The sequence below is a fragment of the Streptomyces piniterrae genome (assembly GCF_005048155.1).
GTDB classification, from domain to species: Bacteria; Actinomycetota; Actinomycetes; order Streptomycetales; family Streptomycetaceae; genus Streptomyces; species Streptomyces piniterrae.
This window is the reverse complement of sequence record NZ_SUMB01000008.1, coordinates 400,765-418,818: the sequence shown is the minus strand read 5'-3', so window position 1 is coordinate 418,818 and position 18,054 is coordinate 400,765. Positions and strand designations below refer to the sequence as shown.

The window sequence follows — 18,054 nt, the reverse complement described above, 5'->3', positions numbered from 1 at the left end:
GGGCGGGAGCGTCCGCGGCGGGAGCCTGGGCCGCTGGAGCGGGCGCAGCGGCTGGAGCGGGAGCAGCCGGGGCGGGCCCCGCCGCCCTGTCGCCCCCGCCCTGGTCGCTACCGGTCGCGGCACCGCTGCCGGCGCCCGTCGCGCCCCGTACCGCGGCGCGGGCGGCCGCCGGCCCGGACGGTCCCGCGGGCGCCGCCACCGGATGAGCCTCAGGGCCCGGTACGTAGCCGGCTGCCGGCCCGCCCCCGGAAGAAACGATCGGCACCCCGGCCCCGGCGCCACCGCCGCCCATGGGGCCCGGGGCACTCACACCGCCCAGCGCCGCCGCGCCCGCGCCGCGCTCCAGCCGGTCGAGCCGGGCCTGCACCGACCGCTCGTCGTCGTACGCCGCGGGCAGCAGCACCCGCGCACAGATCAGCTCCAGCTGCAGCCGCGGCGAGGTCGCCCCGCGCATCTCCGTCAGACCCGTGTTGACCAGGTCGGCGGCCCGGCTCAACTCCGCCGCCCCGAACACGGACGCCTGCGCCGTCATCCGCTCCACGACATCCGCCGGGGCGTCGATCAGGCCCTTCTCCCCCGCGTCCGGCACGGCTGCCAGAATCACCAGATCCCGCAGCCGCTCCAGCAGATCGGCCACGAACCGCCGCGGATCGTTGCCGCCCTCGATGACCCGGTCCACGACCTCGAAGGCCGCGGCCCCGTCCCCCGCCGCGAACGCCTCGACGATCGAGTCCAGCAGCGAACCGTCCGTGTACCCGAGCAGGGCGGTCGCCATGGCGTATGTCACACCGTCCTCGCCGGCACCGGCGAGCAGCTGGTCCATGACGGACATCGAGTCACGCACCGAACCGGCCCCGGCCCGCACCACCAGCGGCAGCACACCGTCCTCCACCGCGGCGGACTCCCTGGCGCACACCTCCGACAGGTACTCCCGCAGCGTCCCGGGCGGCACCAGCCGGAACGGGTAGTGGTGCGTACGCGAACGAATCGTCCCGATGACCTTCTCGGGCTCCGTCGTCGCGAAGATGAACTTCAGATGCTCCGGCGGCTCCTCGACGACCTTCAGCAGGGCGTTGAAGCCCGCCGAGGTCACCATGTGCGCCTCGTCGATGATGTAGATCTTGTACCGGCTCGACGCCGGCCCGAAGAACGCCTTCTCCCGCAGCTCACGCGCGTCGTCCACACCGCCGTGCGACGCCGCGTCGATCTCGATCACGTCGATCGATCCGCGCCCGTTCCGTGCCAGGTCCACACAGGACTGGCACTTCCCGCAGGGCGTCGGGGTGGGACCTTCCTCACAGTTCAGACACCGCGCCAGGATCCGCGCGCTGGTCGTCTTGCCGCAGCCACGCGGACCACTGAACAGATAGGCGTGATTGACCCGATTGTTCCGCAATGCCTGCATCAGCGGATCGGTCACATGCTCTTGCCCGATGACCTCCGCGAAGGTCTCGGGTCGGTAGCGGCGGTACAGCGCAAGGGACGACACGCTTACGACGATATCGGCCCCCACTGACAACCGGCCCCGCCCGCAAACGCAAGCGCCCCCCACGCACCCGCCAGAGCCGACCTACCCTTGCTGCCTTCCGGCCCTGGGGGAGTTCAGTCAGATAGCGCCACGTGAGGGGCTGCGCACCACACTAGCGGATCCCCCACCCAAGAAACGAACCCGGACCCCCGCCTCGATCCCACTCCACCCCCCGCCTCCGGATCATGTTCGCGAGCACTCCCCAACGTCTTGTATTGTTTGCGGCGGAGGATTCGCCTAGTGGCCTAGGGCGCACGCTTGGAAAGCGTGTTGGGGGCAACCCCTCACGAGTTCGAATCTCGTATCCTCCGCCGGCAGAAGGCCCGGACCGCTCGACGGTCCGGGCCTTCGTCGCGTTCCGGGCCCGGGGCGCTCACCGCACCTCGGACGTCCTGGGCATGTCTCCCTTGGTTGTTGTGGTGTCGATCACCGAGAACGCCGCGCCCTGCGGATCGCTCAGTGTCGCGAAGCGGCCGAAGGGGCTGTCCATGGGGCCGAAGCGCAGGACTCCGCCGCGTTCGGTCGCCTTGGCCACCGCGGTGTCGCAGTTCTCCACCGTGAAATAGATGTTGATGTACGGGCGCACCTCGGGCGGGAACTCCTCCGTCATCTTCATCCGGCCCAGGACCGGATCGCCGGCGAGGCTGAAGATCCTGAAGTCGATCTTGTCGTCCTCCAGTTGCTGCGCGCTATACGGGAAGACGGTGGGGAAGAACTCGTCCGACAACCCGGGTTCCCGGGTGAAGACCTCGGCCCAGCAGTACGCGCCGGGTTCGGCCTTCTTCTCGAAGCCCTCGTGGGCGCCGGCCTGCCAGACGCCGAAGACGACACCGCTGGGATCGCTGGCGAGCAGCATCGACCCGAAGTCGCCGACCTGCATGGGCTCCATCACCACCCGGCCCCCGCCGTCGCGGACCTTCTGTGCGGTGGCGGCGACGTCCGGCGAGGCGAAGTACAGACACCACGCCGACTGGCCTTCCTGGCCGGGCATCGGGGGGACGATCGCGGCCACCGCCTTGCCGTCCGAGTACGCCTGGGTGTAGTTGCCGTACTCCGCCGCGGCCTCGCCGAAGGTCCAGCCGAGCACGTCGCCGTAGAAGCTCTTCGCACCCTCGACGTCGGTGAACATCGCGTCGGCCCAGCACGGCATGCCCTCGGGTCGTACGGCCATGGCAGGGCCTCTCTCCCGCTCGGTGGTGGTCGGATTTGTCACGCTAGCCAGCGGTCCGTCACCACGCCCGCCGAACGCGTCCCGTAGGTGGTCCCCTAGGTGGTCGGTAAGCGGTCCCGTAGGTGGTCCCGTAGGCCAGAGCGCACGTGACGGAGCATCCGGCAGAGCGGTCGGCGGCGGTTCCGTGGGCAGGGGAAATCGCTGCCATAGCCATGAAATCCGGTCGGGCTATGGTGCTCCCGCAACAATGTTCATGCGTTCGAAGAAGGGGGCGGTCTCAGTGTCCGATCTGGGACGGCTCATAGCCAACCGGTACCGGCTGGTGGAGCGTGTGGGCCGGGGCGGTATGGGCACCGTGTGGCGCGCCGAGGACGAGGTGCTCGGACGGCACGTCGCCGTGAAGAAACTGCACGTTCCGCCGCATCTGCACGACGACGAGGTGCGGCGTCTCTACGAGCGCACCCGCCGCGAGGCCCGCAGCGCCGCCCGGATCACCCATCCCAACGTGATCGTGGTGCATGACGTCGTCGACGACGAGGGCCTGCCGTGCATCGTCATGGAGTACATCCCCTCGGTCACCCTGAGCGACGTCCTGAAGCGGCAGGGCTCGCTGCCGCCCGGCGAGGCCGCCCGGATCGGCCGCATCATGGCCGCCGCGCTGCGCGCCGCGCACGACGCCGGAGTGCTGCACCGGGACGTCAAGCCCGCCAACGTTCTGCTCGGTCACGACGGGCGCATCGTCCTCACCGACTTCGGCATCGCCGTGGAGTCGGGAACGCCGTCGCTGACCAAGACCGGCGAGCTGGTCGGGTCGATCCACTACCTCGCGCCGGAGCGCCTGCGCAGCGGGGTCGCCGAGCCCGGCCCCGCCTGCGACCTGTGGTCGCTCGGGGCGACGCTGTACCAGGCCGTCGAGGGGCGCCACCCGTTCCAGCGGGACACCGCGATCGAGACGGCGTACGCCATCGCCGCCGACGCTTACGACCCGCCGCGCAACGCCGGGGCGCTGGCCCCGGTCATCGAGGGCCTGCTGGAGAAGGAGCCCGGCCTGCGCATGGACGCGCACGAGGCCGAACGCCTCCTGAGCCAGGCGGAGGGGACGGGAGCGGCGACCGGGGGCGGTGTGACGACCGGGATGCCGACCGGGGGCGGGGTGGCGACGAGGACGGCGGCCGCTCCCGTCGAGGCGCCCACGCGGCCGGAGCGGCTGCGGGACGGCTCGGCCCCCGCGCGCACCGGCAACCGCGGTCGGCGTACGGCGCTGTGGAGTGTGTCGGCCGTGGTGGCCGCCGGGGCCGTGACGGGGGGTCTGCTGCTGTGGCCCGAGGGCGGTGCTCGTCCGGCGGCCGCGCGTCCGTCGACGACCGCCCCCAGCGACTCGCCGAGCCCCAGCGCTTCCCCGCCGCCACCGCTTCCCGACGGATACCACCTCGTGAAGGCCGGTCAGGGCTTCTCCGTGCCCATACGGGACGGCTGGAAGCCGAAGAAGGTGCCCAGCGGTGAGGTGGCCTATATCGATCCGTCCGGGCTGGTGGGGCTGCGGGTCAATGTCGTCGGGTTCGCGGGGTCCGATCCGCTCCAGCACTGGCGGGACACCGAAGAGGCCCAGACGGCCCGGGACAACGAGGGCTATGAGCGGGTGCGGATGGCCCCGACGACGTTCCGGGGACGGCCCGCGGGGTACTGGGAGTTCACCTTCAAGGGCACGCTGCGGGACTACCGGGCGGTGGAGGTGGCCTTCAGCGGCGCGGACGGCACGCAGTACGTGGTCTACCTCTCCGCGCCCAACGCGCAGTGGGACCAATACCGGCCGGACTTCGACAACGCGCTGAAGGGGATCCGCCTCCGCGAGTAGGGGCGGGTACGTGGGCGGGTGCGTGCGCGCACTCAGCAGCAGCCGCCGCAGCAGGCGGCGGCGGGCTTGGTGGCGCGGATGACGGCGGAGTGCATGCCGTCGGCGACAGCGCCGGTCACGGTGATCTCGATTCCGCTGAAGCCGGCGGCTTCCAGGCCCCGGCGGTATTCGGCGAAGGAAAGAGCCCCGGCGATGCAGCCGGCGTGGTCGCCGCGCTCGGCGCGCCGGCCGGGGGTCAGGTCGTCATCCGCGACGATGTCGGAGACGCCGATCCGGCCGCCGGGAGCCAGTACGCGGAAAGTCTCGGCGAAGACGGCCGGCTTGTCCGTGGACAGGTTGATAACACAGTTCGAGATCACGACATCGATGGTGTTCGCGGGCAGGGGGATCGCCTCGATCGTGCCCTTGAGGAACTCGACGTTGGTGGCGCCGGCCTTCCGGGCGTTGGCCAGGGCGAGGGCGAGCATCTCCTCGGTCATGTCGAGTCCGTAGGCCTTGCCGGTGGGGCCTACGCGGCGGGCGGAGAGCAGGACGTCGATGCCGCCGCCGGAACCGAGGTCCAGGACCCGCTCGCCTTCGTGGAGGTCCGCCACGGCGGTGGGGTTTCCGCAGCCGAGCGAGGCGGCGACGGCCTCGGCGGGCAACTCGTCGCGGTCGGTGGCGGCGTAGAGCCCGCCGCCGAACTCCTCGTCGACCTCGACGGCCTGCGGGCCGCAGCAGGCGGCGCCGCCCTCGGCGACCTGGACGGCGGCGGCCGCGTAACGCCGGCGGACGGTCTCACGCAGTGCGGCGGAGTGCTCACTCATGCCCCTCACTCCTTCATCGACGAGGGTGTATCGACACTCTTGGAATCAAGGCTGAACCTTGCATTGAAGAATGTCAACATAGATAAACGTCGATGTACGGCGACGTGCAGGGCCCTCGGAGTCAGGTCCCGTCAGGATCAGCCGGCCGGCAGTCGGTGGATGTTGTCGGCCCGGATGCCGGCGGCGTCCTGAGTGACGTTGAAGAGGACCCGCTCGCCCTCGATCAGCCTCCGATCCTGGTCACCTTGGATCGCCGACCAGTACGCCACGACCTCGCGCCCCGCACCGTCCTGCGCGATGACACCGACACCGCGTCCGGAGTCGAACCACTTCACTATGCCGTTGGGCACGGCGATCACCCCCGTGATTGTTGAAAGCAGAACCAGGGCAAGCAGCGTGCGCCCGCTGCCCGACGAGTGCAAGGGCGTACGACCTGGCGTGCGATGCATGCTCCCCGCGCACTACCCCGGCTCTCGCGCCCCCGAGGCCACGGCCGCCCGCGTCACCCCCAGCGGCTCCCTGACGGGCGGGTGCGGGAAGGCGGCTGTACCGCGCCGTTGCGTGCCTGGGGTTGTGCCTCGAAGAGGGTGGTGTACAGGCCGCTGCGCTGGAGGAGTTCGGTGTGGGTGCCGGACTCGACGAGGCGGCCGTCGTCCAGGACCAGGATGCGGTCGGCGTCGGCGGCCAGGTCCAGGTGGTGGGTGATGACGAGGGTGGTACGGCCTTCGGCGAGGCGGCGGAGGGGGGCGAGGATGCGTTGCGCTGCGAGGGCGTCCAGGCCGGTGGTGGGCTCGTCGAGGATGAGGACGGGTGCGTCGCGGAGCATGGCGCGGGCGATGGCGACGCGCTGGAGCTGGCCTCCGGAGAGGGCGGAGGTGCCCGGGGCGATGATCGTGTCGTAGCCGTCCGGGGTGGCGGTGATGAACTCATGGGCGTCGGCCGCCTTCGCGGCCCGCACCACGTCGTCGTGGGTCGCGTGCTCACGCCCGCAGGCGATGTTCTCCTCGATCGTGTCGTGCAGGACCAGGACCTCCTGGGGGAGCAGCGTGACGTTGCCGCGTATGTGGGTGAGCGGCAGGTGGTCCAGTGGTTCGCCGTCCAGCCGGATGGTGCCGGTGTCCGGGTCGTAGAACCTCAGCATCAGAGCGGCCAGGGTCGATTTGCCCGCGCCGCTGGGGCCGGTGATGACCAGGAGTTCGCCGGGGACGGCGGTGAAGGAGAGGTCGTGGACGGCTTCGTGTTTGCTGCCGGGGTAGCGGAAGGTGACTCCCTGCGCCTCCACTTCGCCGACGGCGCGCCCGCCGGCCGGGACGGTCACGGAGTCGGACGCGGCCGGGTCGGTGACGGAGGGCCGCGCGTCGAGGATCTCCAGCAGTCGCTCGGCTCCGGCGGTCGCGGCGACGGCTGTCAGGCCGAGCTGGCCCAGGGAGCGGATCGGCGGGTAGAGGTAGCCGATGAAGGCCGCGAAGGCCAGCAGCTGGCCCAGCGTCATCCGTCCCTCGGAGATCTCCCATGCGCCCATCCCGATGATCGTCAGGACGCAGAGCGTCTCCAGGAGCTCCACCAGTTCCTCGTAGAACTGGTTGAGGCGGGCGCTGCTCACCGATGCCCGCAGCGAGGTGCGCGCCTCGCGCTGGAGCCGCTGGTGCTGGTCGCGCTCCCGGTTGTACGCCTGGGTGAGGACGACGTTGACCAGCCCTTCCTCCACGACCGAGGTGATCGCGCCGTCCGCCTTGCGGGCCCGGCGGGACACCGCCTTCAGACGGCCCGTGAAGGCGCGGGTGGCGGCGAAGAACAGCGGGGCCAGGATGAACGTGACCAGTGCCAGGTCCCAGCGCAGCCACAGAGCCGCGGCGGCGTAGAAGAGGACGCCGAAGACCGCCGCGGACGCCTCGACGACGCCGGAGACCACCAGCTGCTCGATGGCGTCGACGTCGCCTGTCAGGCGCTCCACCAGGTCACCGCGGCGGTTGCGTTGGAAGAAGTGCGGCGGCAGCGTCTGGAGATGGTCGAAGACGCGGGCCCTCAGCCGCATCACGAAGCGTTCGGCGGTCCATGCCGCCAGGGAGTTGCCCAGATAACCCACTATTCCGCCGACGACGGCTATGGCGAGCCACTTGCCGGCCGGTGACCAGAAGGCGCTCACCGAGCCCTTCTGGAGAGCGTTGTCGGTGAGTTGGGCGAAGAGCAGGATGGCCACGGTCTCGGCGAACGCGGCCAGGATGGCGAGCAGGAAGACGATGACGAACCAGCGCCGGTCGCCCTTCGTGAGGGGCCAGAACCGCCCGAAGGCTTCTTTGAGGGCGACGTGCCTGGTCAGGATCGGGGCGTCGGCCGCGGCACCTCGGTAAGGGGCGATCCGCCCGGTGTCCGCGTTCGGATACGCGTCCTGATACCTGTCCTGATACGCGTCCGGATCCGGATCCGGATCCGTATCGATGCCGGCATACCCGTCCGCATCCGTGCCGGCATACGGGTCCTTGTCCATGCCGGTGTACGTGCCCGGCTCCGTCGCACCCGGCTTCGCGCCGACATCCGCGGCGGCATCCCAGTCCGCGGGCGGCTCTTCGGGGGGCGGGTGTGGTCGCGAGCTACGCAGACGCATGGCCGTTCCGCCTATCGGTGCCGGAGGCGAGGGGCGCTACGCGCGCCGGTGGTGGCCAGACAGCCGACGAGGCCGACCCGCGCCTCGCGCGGGCCCGCCTCGCACTCAGGCCTGTGTTCACAGACGGATGAAGATCCGAAGCCTACGACCCCGGAAGAACCGACGACGGCGGAACCTCCTGTAGTGACCGCGACCGTAGCAGTCGTCGTCATACCAGTCGTCGCCGTGGTGACGCCTGCGCCTACGCCTGCGAGGGAAGACTTTGCTGAAGCTCATCTTCGCCCCCTTACATCGATGGACTTCGCCGCCGCCTTGGTCCGAACGGCGACAACTCCGAGGCTACGACGCTTATCTGGCGCTAACAACACTTATAGGTGAAAATTCATCCAATACGGACATTTAATATTTTAGCCTGCGCCGATCTTCAGGATTGACCTTCGTCGGCCGCGGTCGACTGCGGGACCGCCTCGCCCTCTTCCTCGCGCCGGACGGCGGCGCCCACGACCTCCGGAGGCATCGCCAGCCGCACCGCCCCGTAGTGCACGGCCAGGCTGAAGACGATCACGATCACCAGGTCCCACCATTCGGGCAGCGCCCGGGTGCCGCCGTAGCGGCCGAAGTGGCCGATGACGACCAGGCCGCCCAGCCAGGGCCAGATCCAAGCGGCCTGCCGCCAGCCCAGCAGCGCCCGCTCGGCCGGCGGGACCGCGCGACGGTTGACCGCGAGGACGACGAAGCCGAGAAGGATGGCCAGGGCGAGCTTCCAGCCCGCCTCGTAGCCGGACCAGTAGAAGATCAAATTTGCAAAGACAAACCCCATGGGGGCCAGCACCGCCCACGCCGGCAGCCGGTAGGGCCGCGGCCGGTCGCCGTCCCGCAGACGCAGGGCGTGCAGCGCCACCGGAGCGAACGCGTACATGATCGCCGCGGCCGAGGTGACCAGTCCGACCAGCGCCTGCCAGCTGGGGAACGGCAGAAAGGCGAGCTCGCCGACCACGAAGGCCAGCAGCACCGAGACGACCGGTACGCCGCTGCGCGGTCCGACCCGGGCGAGGCTCCGGGGCAGCACCCGTTCCCGGCCCATGGCGTACGAGAGGCGCGCGGCCCCGGCCATGTACACCAGGCCTGTGCCCGCCGGGGAGATGACCGCGTCGACGTACAGGATGGTCGCCAGCCAGCCGGCCCCGATGGCGGTGGCGATCGTGGCGTACGGCCCGAAGTTGCCCTCCCCCGCCGGGTTGTCCCAGCCGTGAGTCAGGGCGGCGGGGTCCAGGGCGGCGAGGAACGCGGCCTGGAGCAGGAGGTAGAGCACGGTGCCGATGGCCATGGCCACGATCACCGCCCGGGAGATGTCCCGCTGCGGGTCGCGGGCCTCACCGGCCAGCTGGATGGCCTGCTCGAAACCCAGCAGCGCGAAGACCACACCGGCGGGCAGCGCAGCGAAGACGCCGTGCGCGCCGTGCGGGGCGAAGCCGCCGCCTGCGGTGAAGTTCGAACCGTGGAAGGACAGCGACATCAGGACGATGACGGTCAGCAGCGGTACGGCCGTCTTCACCACGGTGGAGAGCGAGTTGGTGGCGGCCAGCAGGCGCACGCCGAGGACGTTGATGAACGTGAAGAGCAGCATGAAGACGCTGGCGATGACCAGGCCCACGGTGGTGAGGGTGCCGTTCGGGCGCAGCATGTCGACCTGGTCGTGCACCCAGCCGATGCGGTCCAGGTACGAGAGGGTGGCCTCGACCTCGATCGGGGCGATAAGGACCGACCGCAGCCAGGACATCCAGCCGGCGGTGAAGCCGACCAGCGGCCCGAACGCGAAGAACGGGAACCGGGCGGTGCCGCCCGCGATGGGGTAGGTGGCCCCCAGCTCCGCGTGGGCCAGCGCCAGCACCACGAGCATCACCGAGGCGAGCACCCAGGAGACCATCGAGGCGGGGCCGGCGGAAACGGCGGTGGTCAGGGCGCCCAGCAGCCAGCCGGAGCCGATGATCGACCCCAGCGAGAGGAACATCAGCCCCCAGAAGCCGACCGCCCGATGGAGATGGCCGGCTCCCGTGGCGTTTCCGTTCCCCTGCGCGTTGGTCTTCGTCACACGCACTTTCCTTCCCGGAACCGTGGTCGTCCCGGGAAATGTCACTCGTATGCCGGTTCGCTGCGCTTGGGCTGGGCCGTTTTGGTCCCCGCCGTTTTCGGCTTGCCCGCCGTTGTGGCCGGTGTGGGCTGTTGCCGCTGCGCGGGGCTTTTCGGCTGCGGTGCCGGAACTCAGGACTCCGTCATGAGTTCCGGCCCCTCCCGTGGGTGGGTGGTGGGGAGGCTGTGGGGGTGTGCCGTACGCCGTCACCTGCGGGTTGGGCGTCTGGGGGCTCGCCCCCGGCTCAAGCCGAGCGCAGCGCTAAGCCGACCCCACCCGCCCGTACCAATGCGAGAAGCGCTCCAGCGGATCGCCCTCGGTGTTCCACGGCCAGGGGGTGGCCACGCCGTTCGTGGCGCGCAGGACCTCCAGCGCCTCGTCCGCGCGGGCGGCCTTGACCAGTGCGTAGGCCAGTACGTTGAGGTCGGCCACGGCTGTCGCGTGGGTGAGGAAGCCCGGCCGGAGCCAGTCCTGTACGGCCTGGTCGAGGGCCCGTGCGATGTCCGGGCGGCGCCAGTGCTCGCCGGCGCCGATCCCGGCCCGGCCGTCGGCGCCGAAGGCCCGGTGGTAGTTGCGGACGAGGGTGATGATCTCCAGGCCGGCGGTGGGGGCGTCGGGCGGCATGACGCTGCGGATGCCGTCGAGCAGGTCCAGCATCAAGGCCGTGGAGCCGCATTCGTCCGGTGAGAGATAGGCCAGTGCCTGGAGGTGGGCCTCGCGGTTCCAGAGGTCGCGGGCCTTGATCTCCCGCCAGACCGCCGACATTTCGCGGTGCGGACGGCGTTCCAGGCGCAGGGTGGCCAGCGCGAGGGTCCACGGGATGGGGTCGGCCGGGAGCAGATCGGCCGCGAGGTGGCAGGCGTCGCGGGTGGCGGCGAGGTCCACTTCCGCGCCCCGTTGCGCCTGGAGCAGGTCCGACCAGGCGTGCAGCAGTACCGCGCCCTGGTCGTTCGGGGAGTTGCGCCGCCACATGTCCGGTACGGCCCGGCCCGCCGCGCCGGCGAGCACCTCCAGACGGTGCGCCTTGCGGTCCCAGTCCTGGCCGGCGTCCTCGATCGCGCGGGCCACCAGGGCGATGACCGAGGTGTCGAGCGAGCCGCGGGACCAGGACGTCTCAAGGCGTCGCCGGACCTGGCCGAGGGTTGCGTCGTCGAGTTCGGGGACCAGTCGGGGGAGGTTGCCTTTGCGGCGTCTGAAGACGGGCATGGGGTGGGCGAATTCCAGGCGGGTGAGGAGTGGGTGGGGCAGTGCCGGGTGCGCGTCGGCTCATGCGCGGGCGGCGGTGTGTGGTCCACACCGCCGCCCGTACAGTCATCGCTCGGCCGGCCGATCAACTCGGCCGGCGAGCAGCTCGCTTACCGGGACGAGAGCGCGTCCGCCTTGGCGGACCTGCCGCCCAGCCGCTCGCGGACCACGGCGACGCCGATCACCAGCGCGGCCAGGAGCACGGACAGCAGCACCTGGATGCGTCCGCCGCCGGGCTTGTCGTCGGTGAGCATGTAGCCCAGCACGAAGGTGATCATCGCGATGGTGGCCCAGGTGAGGTACGGGAAGAGCCACATGCGGACGACCAGCTTGTCCGGGTTCTCGCGGAGGATGATGCCGCGCATCTTCAGCTGCGAGAAGCAGATGACCAGCCAGACGAACAGCGCGACCGCGCCGGACGAGTTCAGCAGGAACTGGAAGACCGTGGTCGGCCACAGGTAGTTGAAGCCGACGGCGATGAAGCCGAAGACGACGGAGGCCAGGATCGCGGCCTGCGGGACGCCCCGCGAGTTCGTCTTGGCGAAGGCCTTCGGAGCGTCGCCGCGCTGGCCGAGGGAGAAGGCCATGCGGGAGGCGGTGTAGAGGCCGGAGTTGAGACAGGAGAGCACGGCGGTCAGCACGATGACGTTCATGATCTGGCCGGCGTGCGGGATGCCGATGGTGTCGAGGGCCGCGACGTACGAGCCCTTCTTCTCGATCGCGGGGTCGTTCCAGGGGAGGAGGGAGACCACGACGAGGATCGAGCCGAGGTAGAAGATGCCGACCCGCCAGATGACGCTCTTGGTGGCCTTGGTGACCGCGCGCTCCGGGTCCTCGGACTCGCCGGCGGCGAGGGTGACGATCTCGCTGCCCATGAAGGAGAAGACGACCATCAGGACGCCGGTGAGGATCGCGCTGGGCCCGTTCGGCAGGAATCCGCCGTGCGAGGTGAGGTTGGCGAAGCCGGTGGCGGCGTTGTCGGAGCCGGGCAGGACGCCGAAGATCGCCAGGGCGCCGAGGCCGATGAAGGCGGCGATGGCGACGACCTTGATGCCCGCGAACCAGAACTCGAACTCACCGAACGAGGCGACCGAGGCGAGGTTGGTGGCGGTGAGGACGACCATCACGATCAGTGCCCAGGCCCACTGCGGGACGGCCGGGACCCAGCTGGTGAGGATCGCGGCGCCGGCGGTGGCTTCCACGGCGAGGACGACGACCCAGAAGAACCAGTACAGCCAGCCGATCGAGAAGCCGGCCCAGCGGCCGAGCGCCCGGTCCGCGTACGCGGAGAACGAGCCGGAGGTCGGGTTGGCGGCGGCCATCTCGCCGAGCATCCGCATGACGAAGACGACCAGGGCGCCGACCAGGGCGTACGACAGCAGGATGCCGGGACCCGCGGCGGCGATGCCGGAGGCGGAGCCCACGAAGAGACCCGCGCCGATGACACCACCCACGGCGATCATGGACAGATGGCGGTTCTTGAGACCGGACTGGAGACCTGACTCGTGTGGAGCCTGACTGTGGCCGGGTGCGGCGGGAGGTGAGGCCACGGGAGCAGGGGGACGTGTAGTCATCTCGACATCCATTGAGGGTTGGGACGGGTCATGCGAGGGGTGACTGCGTGGTGGATCGCCTCGGGTAGCAGGGCAGGAGAGGGCCGGGTACAGCTGGCGATCATGGCCCTGACTCATTTGCGATGACAGCGGCACCGAGCGGGCCGCGGTCTTCGGATTTCGGCGCGGGGAGTGAGGTAGCGGCTGCTGTGCAACCGCGTGCGCTCTGCCTCCTTTTGGGAGGTGAGCCGCATCACTGCCGAAATGGATTTGCGACAGCGTATGCGGAGAGCCGAGGTGGAGTATTTGTGAAGGACGACAAAGTCACCCTCGATGACTGTTCAGCTGAACAATGCGAAACCCAGGAAAAGACGCGTCGCCGCCTGTGAAGTGGTTGGCAATCCGGCTTCCAAACCTTCGGTAGCGGGGTAAATCCGGTGCGTGACCCCCGTTCCCCTCTCCTTTCGCCCTCCTGGGACGGGACGGCGGCTGGTACGCCCGGACAACAGGTACGCCCGGACAACATCGCCGTGCACTCCTTGGCCCGCCACACAGAGGACTGGGACGGCCGCCCTCCTAGCGTGAGTCGGGCCACCCCCGACCACGCCGATCAGTCGATCAAGGGAGCTCCATGCACGGCGACGAACTGCCAGGTCAACCTAACGGGGCGGGAGCCGGCATCGGGGCAGCGGGCGACATCGAGCCACCGGACGGCACCGGGACAGGGGACGGCATCGGGGCCGGAGACGACATCGGGCCCGGAGACGGCATCGTCGTCATAGGCGCGACCACCCTCGCACGCCGGGTCTGCGCCGCCCTGGGAGAGGGCGGCCACCCGGTGGACCACCTCGCCGCACCCGACGACCAGGACCTGCGGCGCGCGCTCGCCGGCCGCCCCGCCCACGTCGCGGTCCTCGTCGGCGACGACCTGTCCGCCCTCCGCTACGCGCTCGCCGTACGCCACGTCAGCGGCACCGTCCGGATCGTCGCCACGGTCTTCGACCGGACCGTGGCACAGCAGCTCCAGTCGCTGCTGCGCCGCTGTGTGACGGTCTCGCCCGCCGACATCCTCGCGCCGACGCTGGCCGGCCTGTGCGCGGAACCCGGCGACCCCGGTGACGCCGGTGAACCCCTCGTCCCCCGCGCCCCCGGCGCCCCCAGCACTCCCGGCATCCTGGCCGTATGGCCCGACGGAGACGGCGCGCTGGCGGTCCGCCGGCACGAGGAAGGGCTGGTGGAGACGGCCTGGCGACCGAGCCCGGGTGCGCGTCGGCGTGCGCTGCTCGGACGGCTGCGCGGCCAGCTGCAACCCCATGACGCGGACGCCCGGCTGCTGCTCATCGGCCTGCTGGGCATCGCGACGGTGCTGGCCCTCGACTGGCTGTGGCTGGTCGTCGCCTTCCACAAGCCGGCCAGTACGGCCTTCCTGGAAGCCGCACGGGTCGTCGCCGGGGTGGGCCCGGCCGCCCCGCACGAAGGACACCCCGTCTACGAGGTGATCTCAGGGATCGCGATGCTGGTCACGGTCGGTTTCACCGCGGTGCTCACCGCCGGGATCGTGGACCGGCTGTTCGGCCCGCGGCTGGTCGGCGTCCTGGGACCGCGGGTGCTGCCGCGCTCCGGGCACGTCATCGTCGTCGGCCTGGGCCAGGTCGGACTGCGGCTCTGCCAGACGCTGCGGCAGCTGGGGGTCCCGGTGATCGGCGTCGAGCGGGAGCCCGCCGCCCCGAACCTCCGGCTGGCCCGGTCGATGGGGATCCCGGTGGTGCTGGCACACGGCGAGGACCGCGAGGTGCTCGCCCGGCTCGGACTGGCCCGCGCGCACGCACTCGCCGCCGTCGGCTCCGAGGACCTCGACAACATCGCCGTCGCGGTCGCCGCCCACGGCGTGGCGCCGGACATCCGGGTGGTGCTCCGGGCCGGCGAGGACGAGGCGATCGCCGAAACCCGCTCCCTGCTCCCCCTCGGCCACACCCGCGACATCACCAGGACCAGCGCCGCCTACGTCACCGCCCACCTGACCGGCACGGTGCCGCGCCGGGTCGTCGCCGACACCGACTGCGACTACGTCGACCTGCCCGGCAGCGGCCTGACCCCCTGGCCGGTCCCGGCCCGCGACGACTGCGGCCACATAACGGGCGGCCACGCAACGGGCGGCCGCACAACTGGCGGCCACGCAGCCGTCCCGCGATCCGGGGATCCGGCTCAGGCGTCGGGCGGCAGCCGCAACTGCAGCATGGCCAGCAGCCGCTGATCCGGCCGGCTCAGATCGAGTCCGGTCAGCTGCTCGGCCCGGCGGATCCGGTAGCGCAGGGTGTTGGGGTGCACATGCAGCTGCGCGGCGGCCGCCCGTACATCGCCGAAGGCATTCAGATACGCCAGGATCGACTCGGCCAACTGCCCCTGGTGGCGGGCGTCGTGCGCGACCACCGCGGTCAGCCGGGGGTCACGCATGTCGGGCCGGGCGGTGATCAGCGCCAGCATCTCGCTGACCAGCACCTCGGCCTGTATGTCCGGCAGCGCCGCGACCGTGGTGGAGACATCGACATGCACCATGGCGTCGAGGATCCGGTCCGCCTCCCGCCGCGACTCGGGGACCTCGCCCAGCCCCGGCACGATGCAGCCGACCGACCCTCGCAGCGACAGCCCCAGGTGGCGCCGCGCGGCGTCGGCGATGTCCTGCCCCCAGCCGCGCAGCGTGCCGATGTCGATGCTGCGCGGCAGCTGCGGCAGCAGCACGTAGATGCGGTGGTCCGCCTCGGTGACCAGCGCGGCACGGTGCCGGGCGGCCGTGTGCACCGAGATCAGGTTGGTGACCTCGGCCCGCGTCAGCTCAGGACCGGTGGCCTCCGCCGCCCCGTACGAGAAGCCCAGAACGGCGGCCGGCCGGAAGGCGTCCAGCGCCAGATGGCTGGCCAGCGGCTGGGGTCCGGTGCTGCCCTCCAGCAGCCCGGCGGTGAGCGTACGGGTGAGCGTCAGATCCGCGGAGAGCTCCCGGCGGCGCCGTACGAGATGCAGCGCGGCGACCCGGGCCGCACCGAGAAGCGCCTGGTCGGAACGCTCGGTCAGCGGCGTCGACCCCTCCTGCACCCAGATCGTGCCCAGCTGCCGGTCCCCGGACCGGATGGCCACCGCGAGCCGCCGCCGGATCCCCAGCTCCGCATGACTTTCGATGGTGATCACGTCATCGGAGGTGCGCAGCCGCTGGAACACCCCCCACTCCCGCAGGTGCGCCAGATACGGCTCCGGGCCCTGCCAGCCCAGGATGGACAGCCGCCGCAGATCATCGACCTCGTCATGGTCGGCGGAGCGGGAGTAGGCGAGCACCCGGTTCGCGGTGTCCTCGATGCTGACGATGCCGCCGGTGAGGATGGCGGTGGTCTGGGCGAGCGAGAAGAGGTCGCCCTCCTCCATCCCCTCGCCGGCCCGCCCCGGCGGCGCGTCCTCAAGCGCCGCACGGGCGATGGCGTCCACCTGATCCCAGCGCGCCTCGCCGCGTACGGAGAGCAGCGCCACCCCGGCCTCGACGGCGGTCTCGCTCAGCGCGGCGGCCTGGCCGGGAGTGTCCAGCTTGACCGCGACGGCGGCGGCCCCGTCCCGCCCCGCCACCCGCAGCGCGGGAAAGGCCGCCCGCCCACGGGCGCCAATGGCCAGAACCAGTTCCCCAGGATGGGCGATGGGCGGATCCTCGGGGTCCAGCAGCGCCACGCTGCGTATCTCGACATCCAGCCCGGCGGGCGCGGCTTGCAGCTCCACCAGGGGCTCACCCAGGGACATCAGCAGCTGACGCAGGCTGATGCCGGCTGTGGGTGGCGGTGCCGCGGCAGCTGGTTCCATGATCGGCGCCTCTGCTCGGATCGGGTGGTACTGATGCTATCCGGCCAGGGGTACGCGGGAGCTTACGCCGGCCCCCTCATGGCGACCTGTGTCCGCACTGAAGAGGATGAGCCGGAATGATCAGGGATTGATTGCGGCTACCGCTAGCTGATCACTGGTGATCAACATGGGGCGCGGCAGGTACCTCGGCGTGCGGCTTGCTGTGCTCCACCCTGAGTGCTCCTACCGCAATGGGCAGCCCAGTTCCGGCATGGCGCGATTCGGCGAGCAGCACACCAGGGCCAGGGACAGGAACGTGGGGCGTTCGAGAGGGAAGCCGTGCGACACGTCCCCGCCCCAATCCAGCCGCGCGGCAGCAGCGTTGGCCAGTGTCTTCAAGCGTGTGCTGTCGCGGTCCGACTCGGAGGCGAACCGGGGCGCATACTCGGCCAGCCGTTGCCCGAGCCAGGCCGCAGCTTCCTTCGGTTCATCCCACGTGCCGCAAATCAGCTCGCGTGGCTTGATCAGCCAGTACGCCGTTTCCAGCGGCGGTAGGTCCACGACGGGGAACTCCGCCTTCACCTCCTTGTACCGACGAATCAGCTCCAGTCTGCCGTCGGCCGGAGGTGGATCAGGGGGTGGGGGCCGCCTCAGCGCCTCCTCGTCGAACCGTTGCTTGGAACCGGCCCACAGGTACCCATGGTGGTGCAATGGCCGTTCCCCTTCGGGGAGTTCGAGGAACTCTGGAGTCCGACCGGCCCCCGACTTGCGGAGGGGACGGAGACCAGTCGGAGATATGGGCCGGTCAGGCCGAGAGCCCGAAGCGGGCCGGGTCGATGCCGGCCGCGTGCAGCTCAGCCGTGGTGAAGCGCAACGGCATCACGTCTGGCCGCTTGCTGTCAGCCAGCGCCCATGCATCCTCAGCGATCTTGGAAAGGGTCACGCACCCTTCAGTGCACGGGCCGCCGCATGCCTTGCTGAACACAGCGGTCTCGGAAAGGGAGAGGTCGTACAGGTCGGTCATTGGTGCGCCTTCCTGATGGTCTGGCAGCCCCAGAGCAGGGCTGTCCCCCGCCCGTGCCGGGCGGAAGCCATGGGGGAGCGCCTGAGATGCCCTCTCAGGCGAAATCGTGGAGCTTGGACATCAGCGTCAAGCCCGTCCCTTCAGCGACGGCGTGATGGTGAAACAGCTCCTGCATGATCGAGCGCGAACCACCGACCGCTTCCGAGGCATTCCGATACGCGGGACGAGTCGGGATCACGTTGAGGCGCCAAACCCTCGGCGCCGAAGGCCCAATTGAGCTTCTCTGATCGGTCGGCATAGAGCAATTCTCGACCGCTCAG

14 protein-coding genes, 1 tRNA gene and 1 other RNA gene are annotated in these 18,054 nt (G+C 70.5%); 3 read left to right on the top strand and 13 right to left on the bottom strand.

From position 1 onward, the window contains the following. Nucleotides 1-1,489 (bottom strand): DNA polymerase III subunit gamma and tau (locus FCH28_RS24240; protein ID WP_136742198.1); only part of this gene is annotated, 1,489 nt, incomplete at its 3' end. Nucleotides 1,490-1,534: 45 nt separating this feature from the next. Beyond that, nucleotides 1,535-1,633: signal recognition particle sRNA small type (ffs, locus tag FCH28_RS24235), an RNA gene on the bottom strand. A gap of 121 nt (nucleotides 1,634-1,754) precedes the next feature. On the opposite strand from ffs, the gene FCH28_RS24230 reads away from it, so the two are divergent. Then, nucleotides 1,755-1,839 (top strand) — tRNA-Ser (locus FCH28_RS24230). 62 nt (nucleotides 1,840-1,901) lie between these two features. Here the strand turns inward: FCH28_RS24230 and FCH28_RS24225 are convergent. Then, nucleotides 1,902-2,699: a VOC family protein gene (locus FCH28_RS24225; RefSeq protein ID WP_136742197.1), complete on the bottom strand. Its 798-nt coding sequence runs from the start codon at nucleotides 2,697-2,699 to the stop codon at nucleotides 1,902-1,904. Nucleotides 2,700-2,979: 280 nt separating this feature from the next. On the opposite strand from FCH28_RS24225, the gene FCH28_RS24220 reads away from it, so the two are divergent. Continuing rightward, on the top strand, nucleotides 2,980-4,554 hold the full coding sequence (locus FCH28_RS24220) for a serine/threonine-protein kinase (RefSeq protein ID WP_136742196.1): 1,575 nt from the start codon (nucleotides 2,980-2,982) through the stop codon (nucleotides 4,552-4,554). Nucleotides 4,555-4,586: 32 nt separating this feature from the next. Here FCH28_RS24220 and arsM read toward each other — a convergent pair whose 3' ends face one another. From arsM to FCH28_RS24190, 6 genes are all read right to left on the bottom strand, one after another. After that, nucleotides 4,587-5,360: an arsenite methyltransferase gene (arsM, locus tag FCH28_RS24215; protein WP_136742195.1), complete on the bottom strand. Its 774-nt coding sequence runs from the start codon at nucleotides 5,358-5,360 to the stop codon at nucleotides 4,587-4,589. Between the two features lie 137 nt (nucleotides 5,361-5,497). After that, the gene (locus tag FCH28_RS24210) at nucleotides 5,498-5,719 is read right to left on the bottom strand and encodes a cold shock domain-containing protein (protein WP_425471983.1); all 222 of its coding nucleotides are present in this window, start codon (nucleotides 5,717-5,719) and stop codon (nucleotides 5,498-5,500) included. Nucleotides 5,720-5,862: 143 nt separating this feature from the next. After that, nucleotides 5,863-7,965, bottom strand: a complete 2,103-nt coding sequence (locus FCH28_RS24205; RefSeq protein ID WP_246103125.1) for an ABC transporter ATP-binding protein — start codon at nucleotides 7,963-7,965, stop codon at nucleotides 5,863-5,865. A 424-nt stretch (nucleotides 7,966-8,389) separates the two neighbouring features. Beyond that, nucleotides 8,390-10,057: an APC family permease gene (locus FCH28_RS24200; protein WP_246103123.1), complete on the bottom strand. Its 1,668-nt coding sequence runs from the start codon at nucleotides 10,055-10,057 to the stop codon at nucleotides 8,390-8,392. A 300-nt stretch (nucleotides 10,058-10,357) separates the two neighbouring features. Beyond that, nucleotides 10,358-11,302: a hypothetical protein gene (locus FCH28_RS24195; protein WP_136742194.1), complete on the bottom strand. Its 945-nt coding sequence runs from the start codon at nucleotides 11,300-11,302 to the stop codon at nucleotides 10,358-10,360. A 149-nt stretch (nucleotides 11,303-11,451) separates the two neighbouring features. Beyond that, entirely contained in the window at nucleotides 11,452-12,915 is a 1,464-nt protein-coding gene (locus FCH28_RS24190) for an amino acid permease (RefSeq protein WP_136742193.1), read from the bottom strand. Between the two features lie 610 nt (nucleotides 12,916-13,525). On the opposite strand from FCH28_RS24190, the gene FCH28_RS24185 reads away from it, so the two are divergent. Further along, complete coding sequence (locus FCH28_RS24185; RefSeq protein ID WP_136742192.1) at nucleotides 13,526-15,148, top strand: NAD-binding protein; 1,623 nt, start codon at nucleotides 13,526-13,528, stop codon at nucleotides 15,146-15,148. Here the strand turns inward: FCH28_RS24185 and FCH28_RS24180 are convergent. The 4 genes from FCH28_RS24180 to FCH28_RS24165 all read right to left on the bottom strand — a co-directional run bounded on the left by FCH28_RS24180 (nucleotide 15,100) and on the right by FCH28_RS24165 (nucleotide 18,032). Next, nucleotides 15,100-16,731, bottom strand: coding sequence for a helix-turn-helix domain-containing protein (locus FCH28_RS24180; RefSeq protein WP_169314230.1), 1,632 nt, complete (start codon nucleotides 16,729-16,731; stop codon nucleotides 15,100-15,102). The genes FCH28_RS24185 and FCH28_RS24180 overlap by 49 nt on opposite strands. A 222-nt stretch (nucleotides 16,732-16,953) precedes the next feature. Beyond that, complete coding sequence (locus FCH28_RS24175) at nucleotides 16,954-17,421, bottom strand: hypothetical protein (protein ID WP_136742191.1); 468 nt, start codon at nucleotides 17,419-17,421, stop codon at nucleotides 16,954-16,956. Between the two features lie 94 nt (nucleotides 17,422-17,515). Further along, the gene (locus FCH28_RS24170; protein ID WP_136742190.1) at nucleotides 17,516-17,734 is read right to left on the bottom strand and encodes a DUF397 domain-containing protein; all 219 of its coding nucleotides are present in this window, start codon (nucleotides 17,732-17,734) and stop codon (nucleotides 17,516-17,518) included. Nucleotides 17,735-17,828: 94 nt separating this feature from the next. Beyond that, nucleotides 17,829-18,032: a hypothetical protein gene (locus tag FCH28_RS24165; protein WP_136742189.1), complete on the bottom strand. Its 204-nt coding sequence runs from the start codon at nucleotides 18,030-18,032 to the stop codon at nucleotides 17,829-17,831. Nucleotides 18,033-18,054 lie beyond the last annotated feature (22 nt).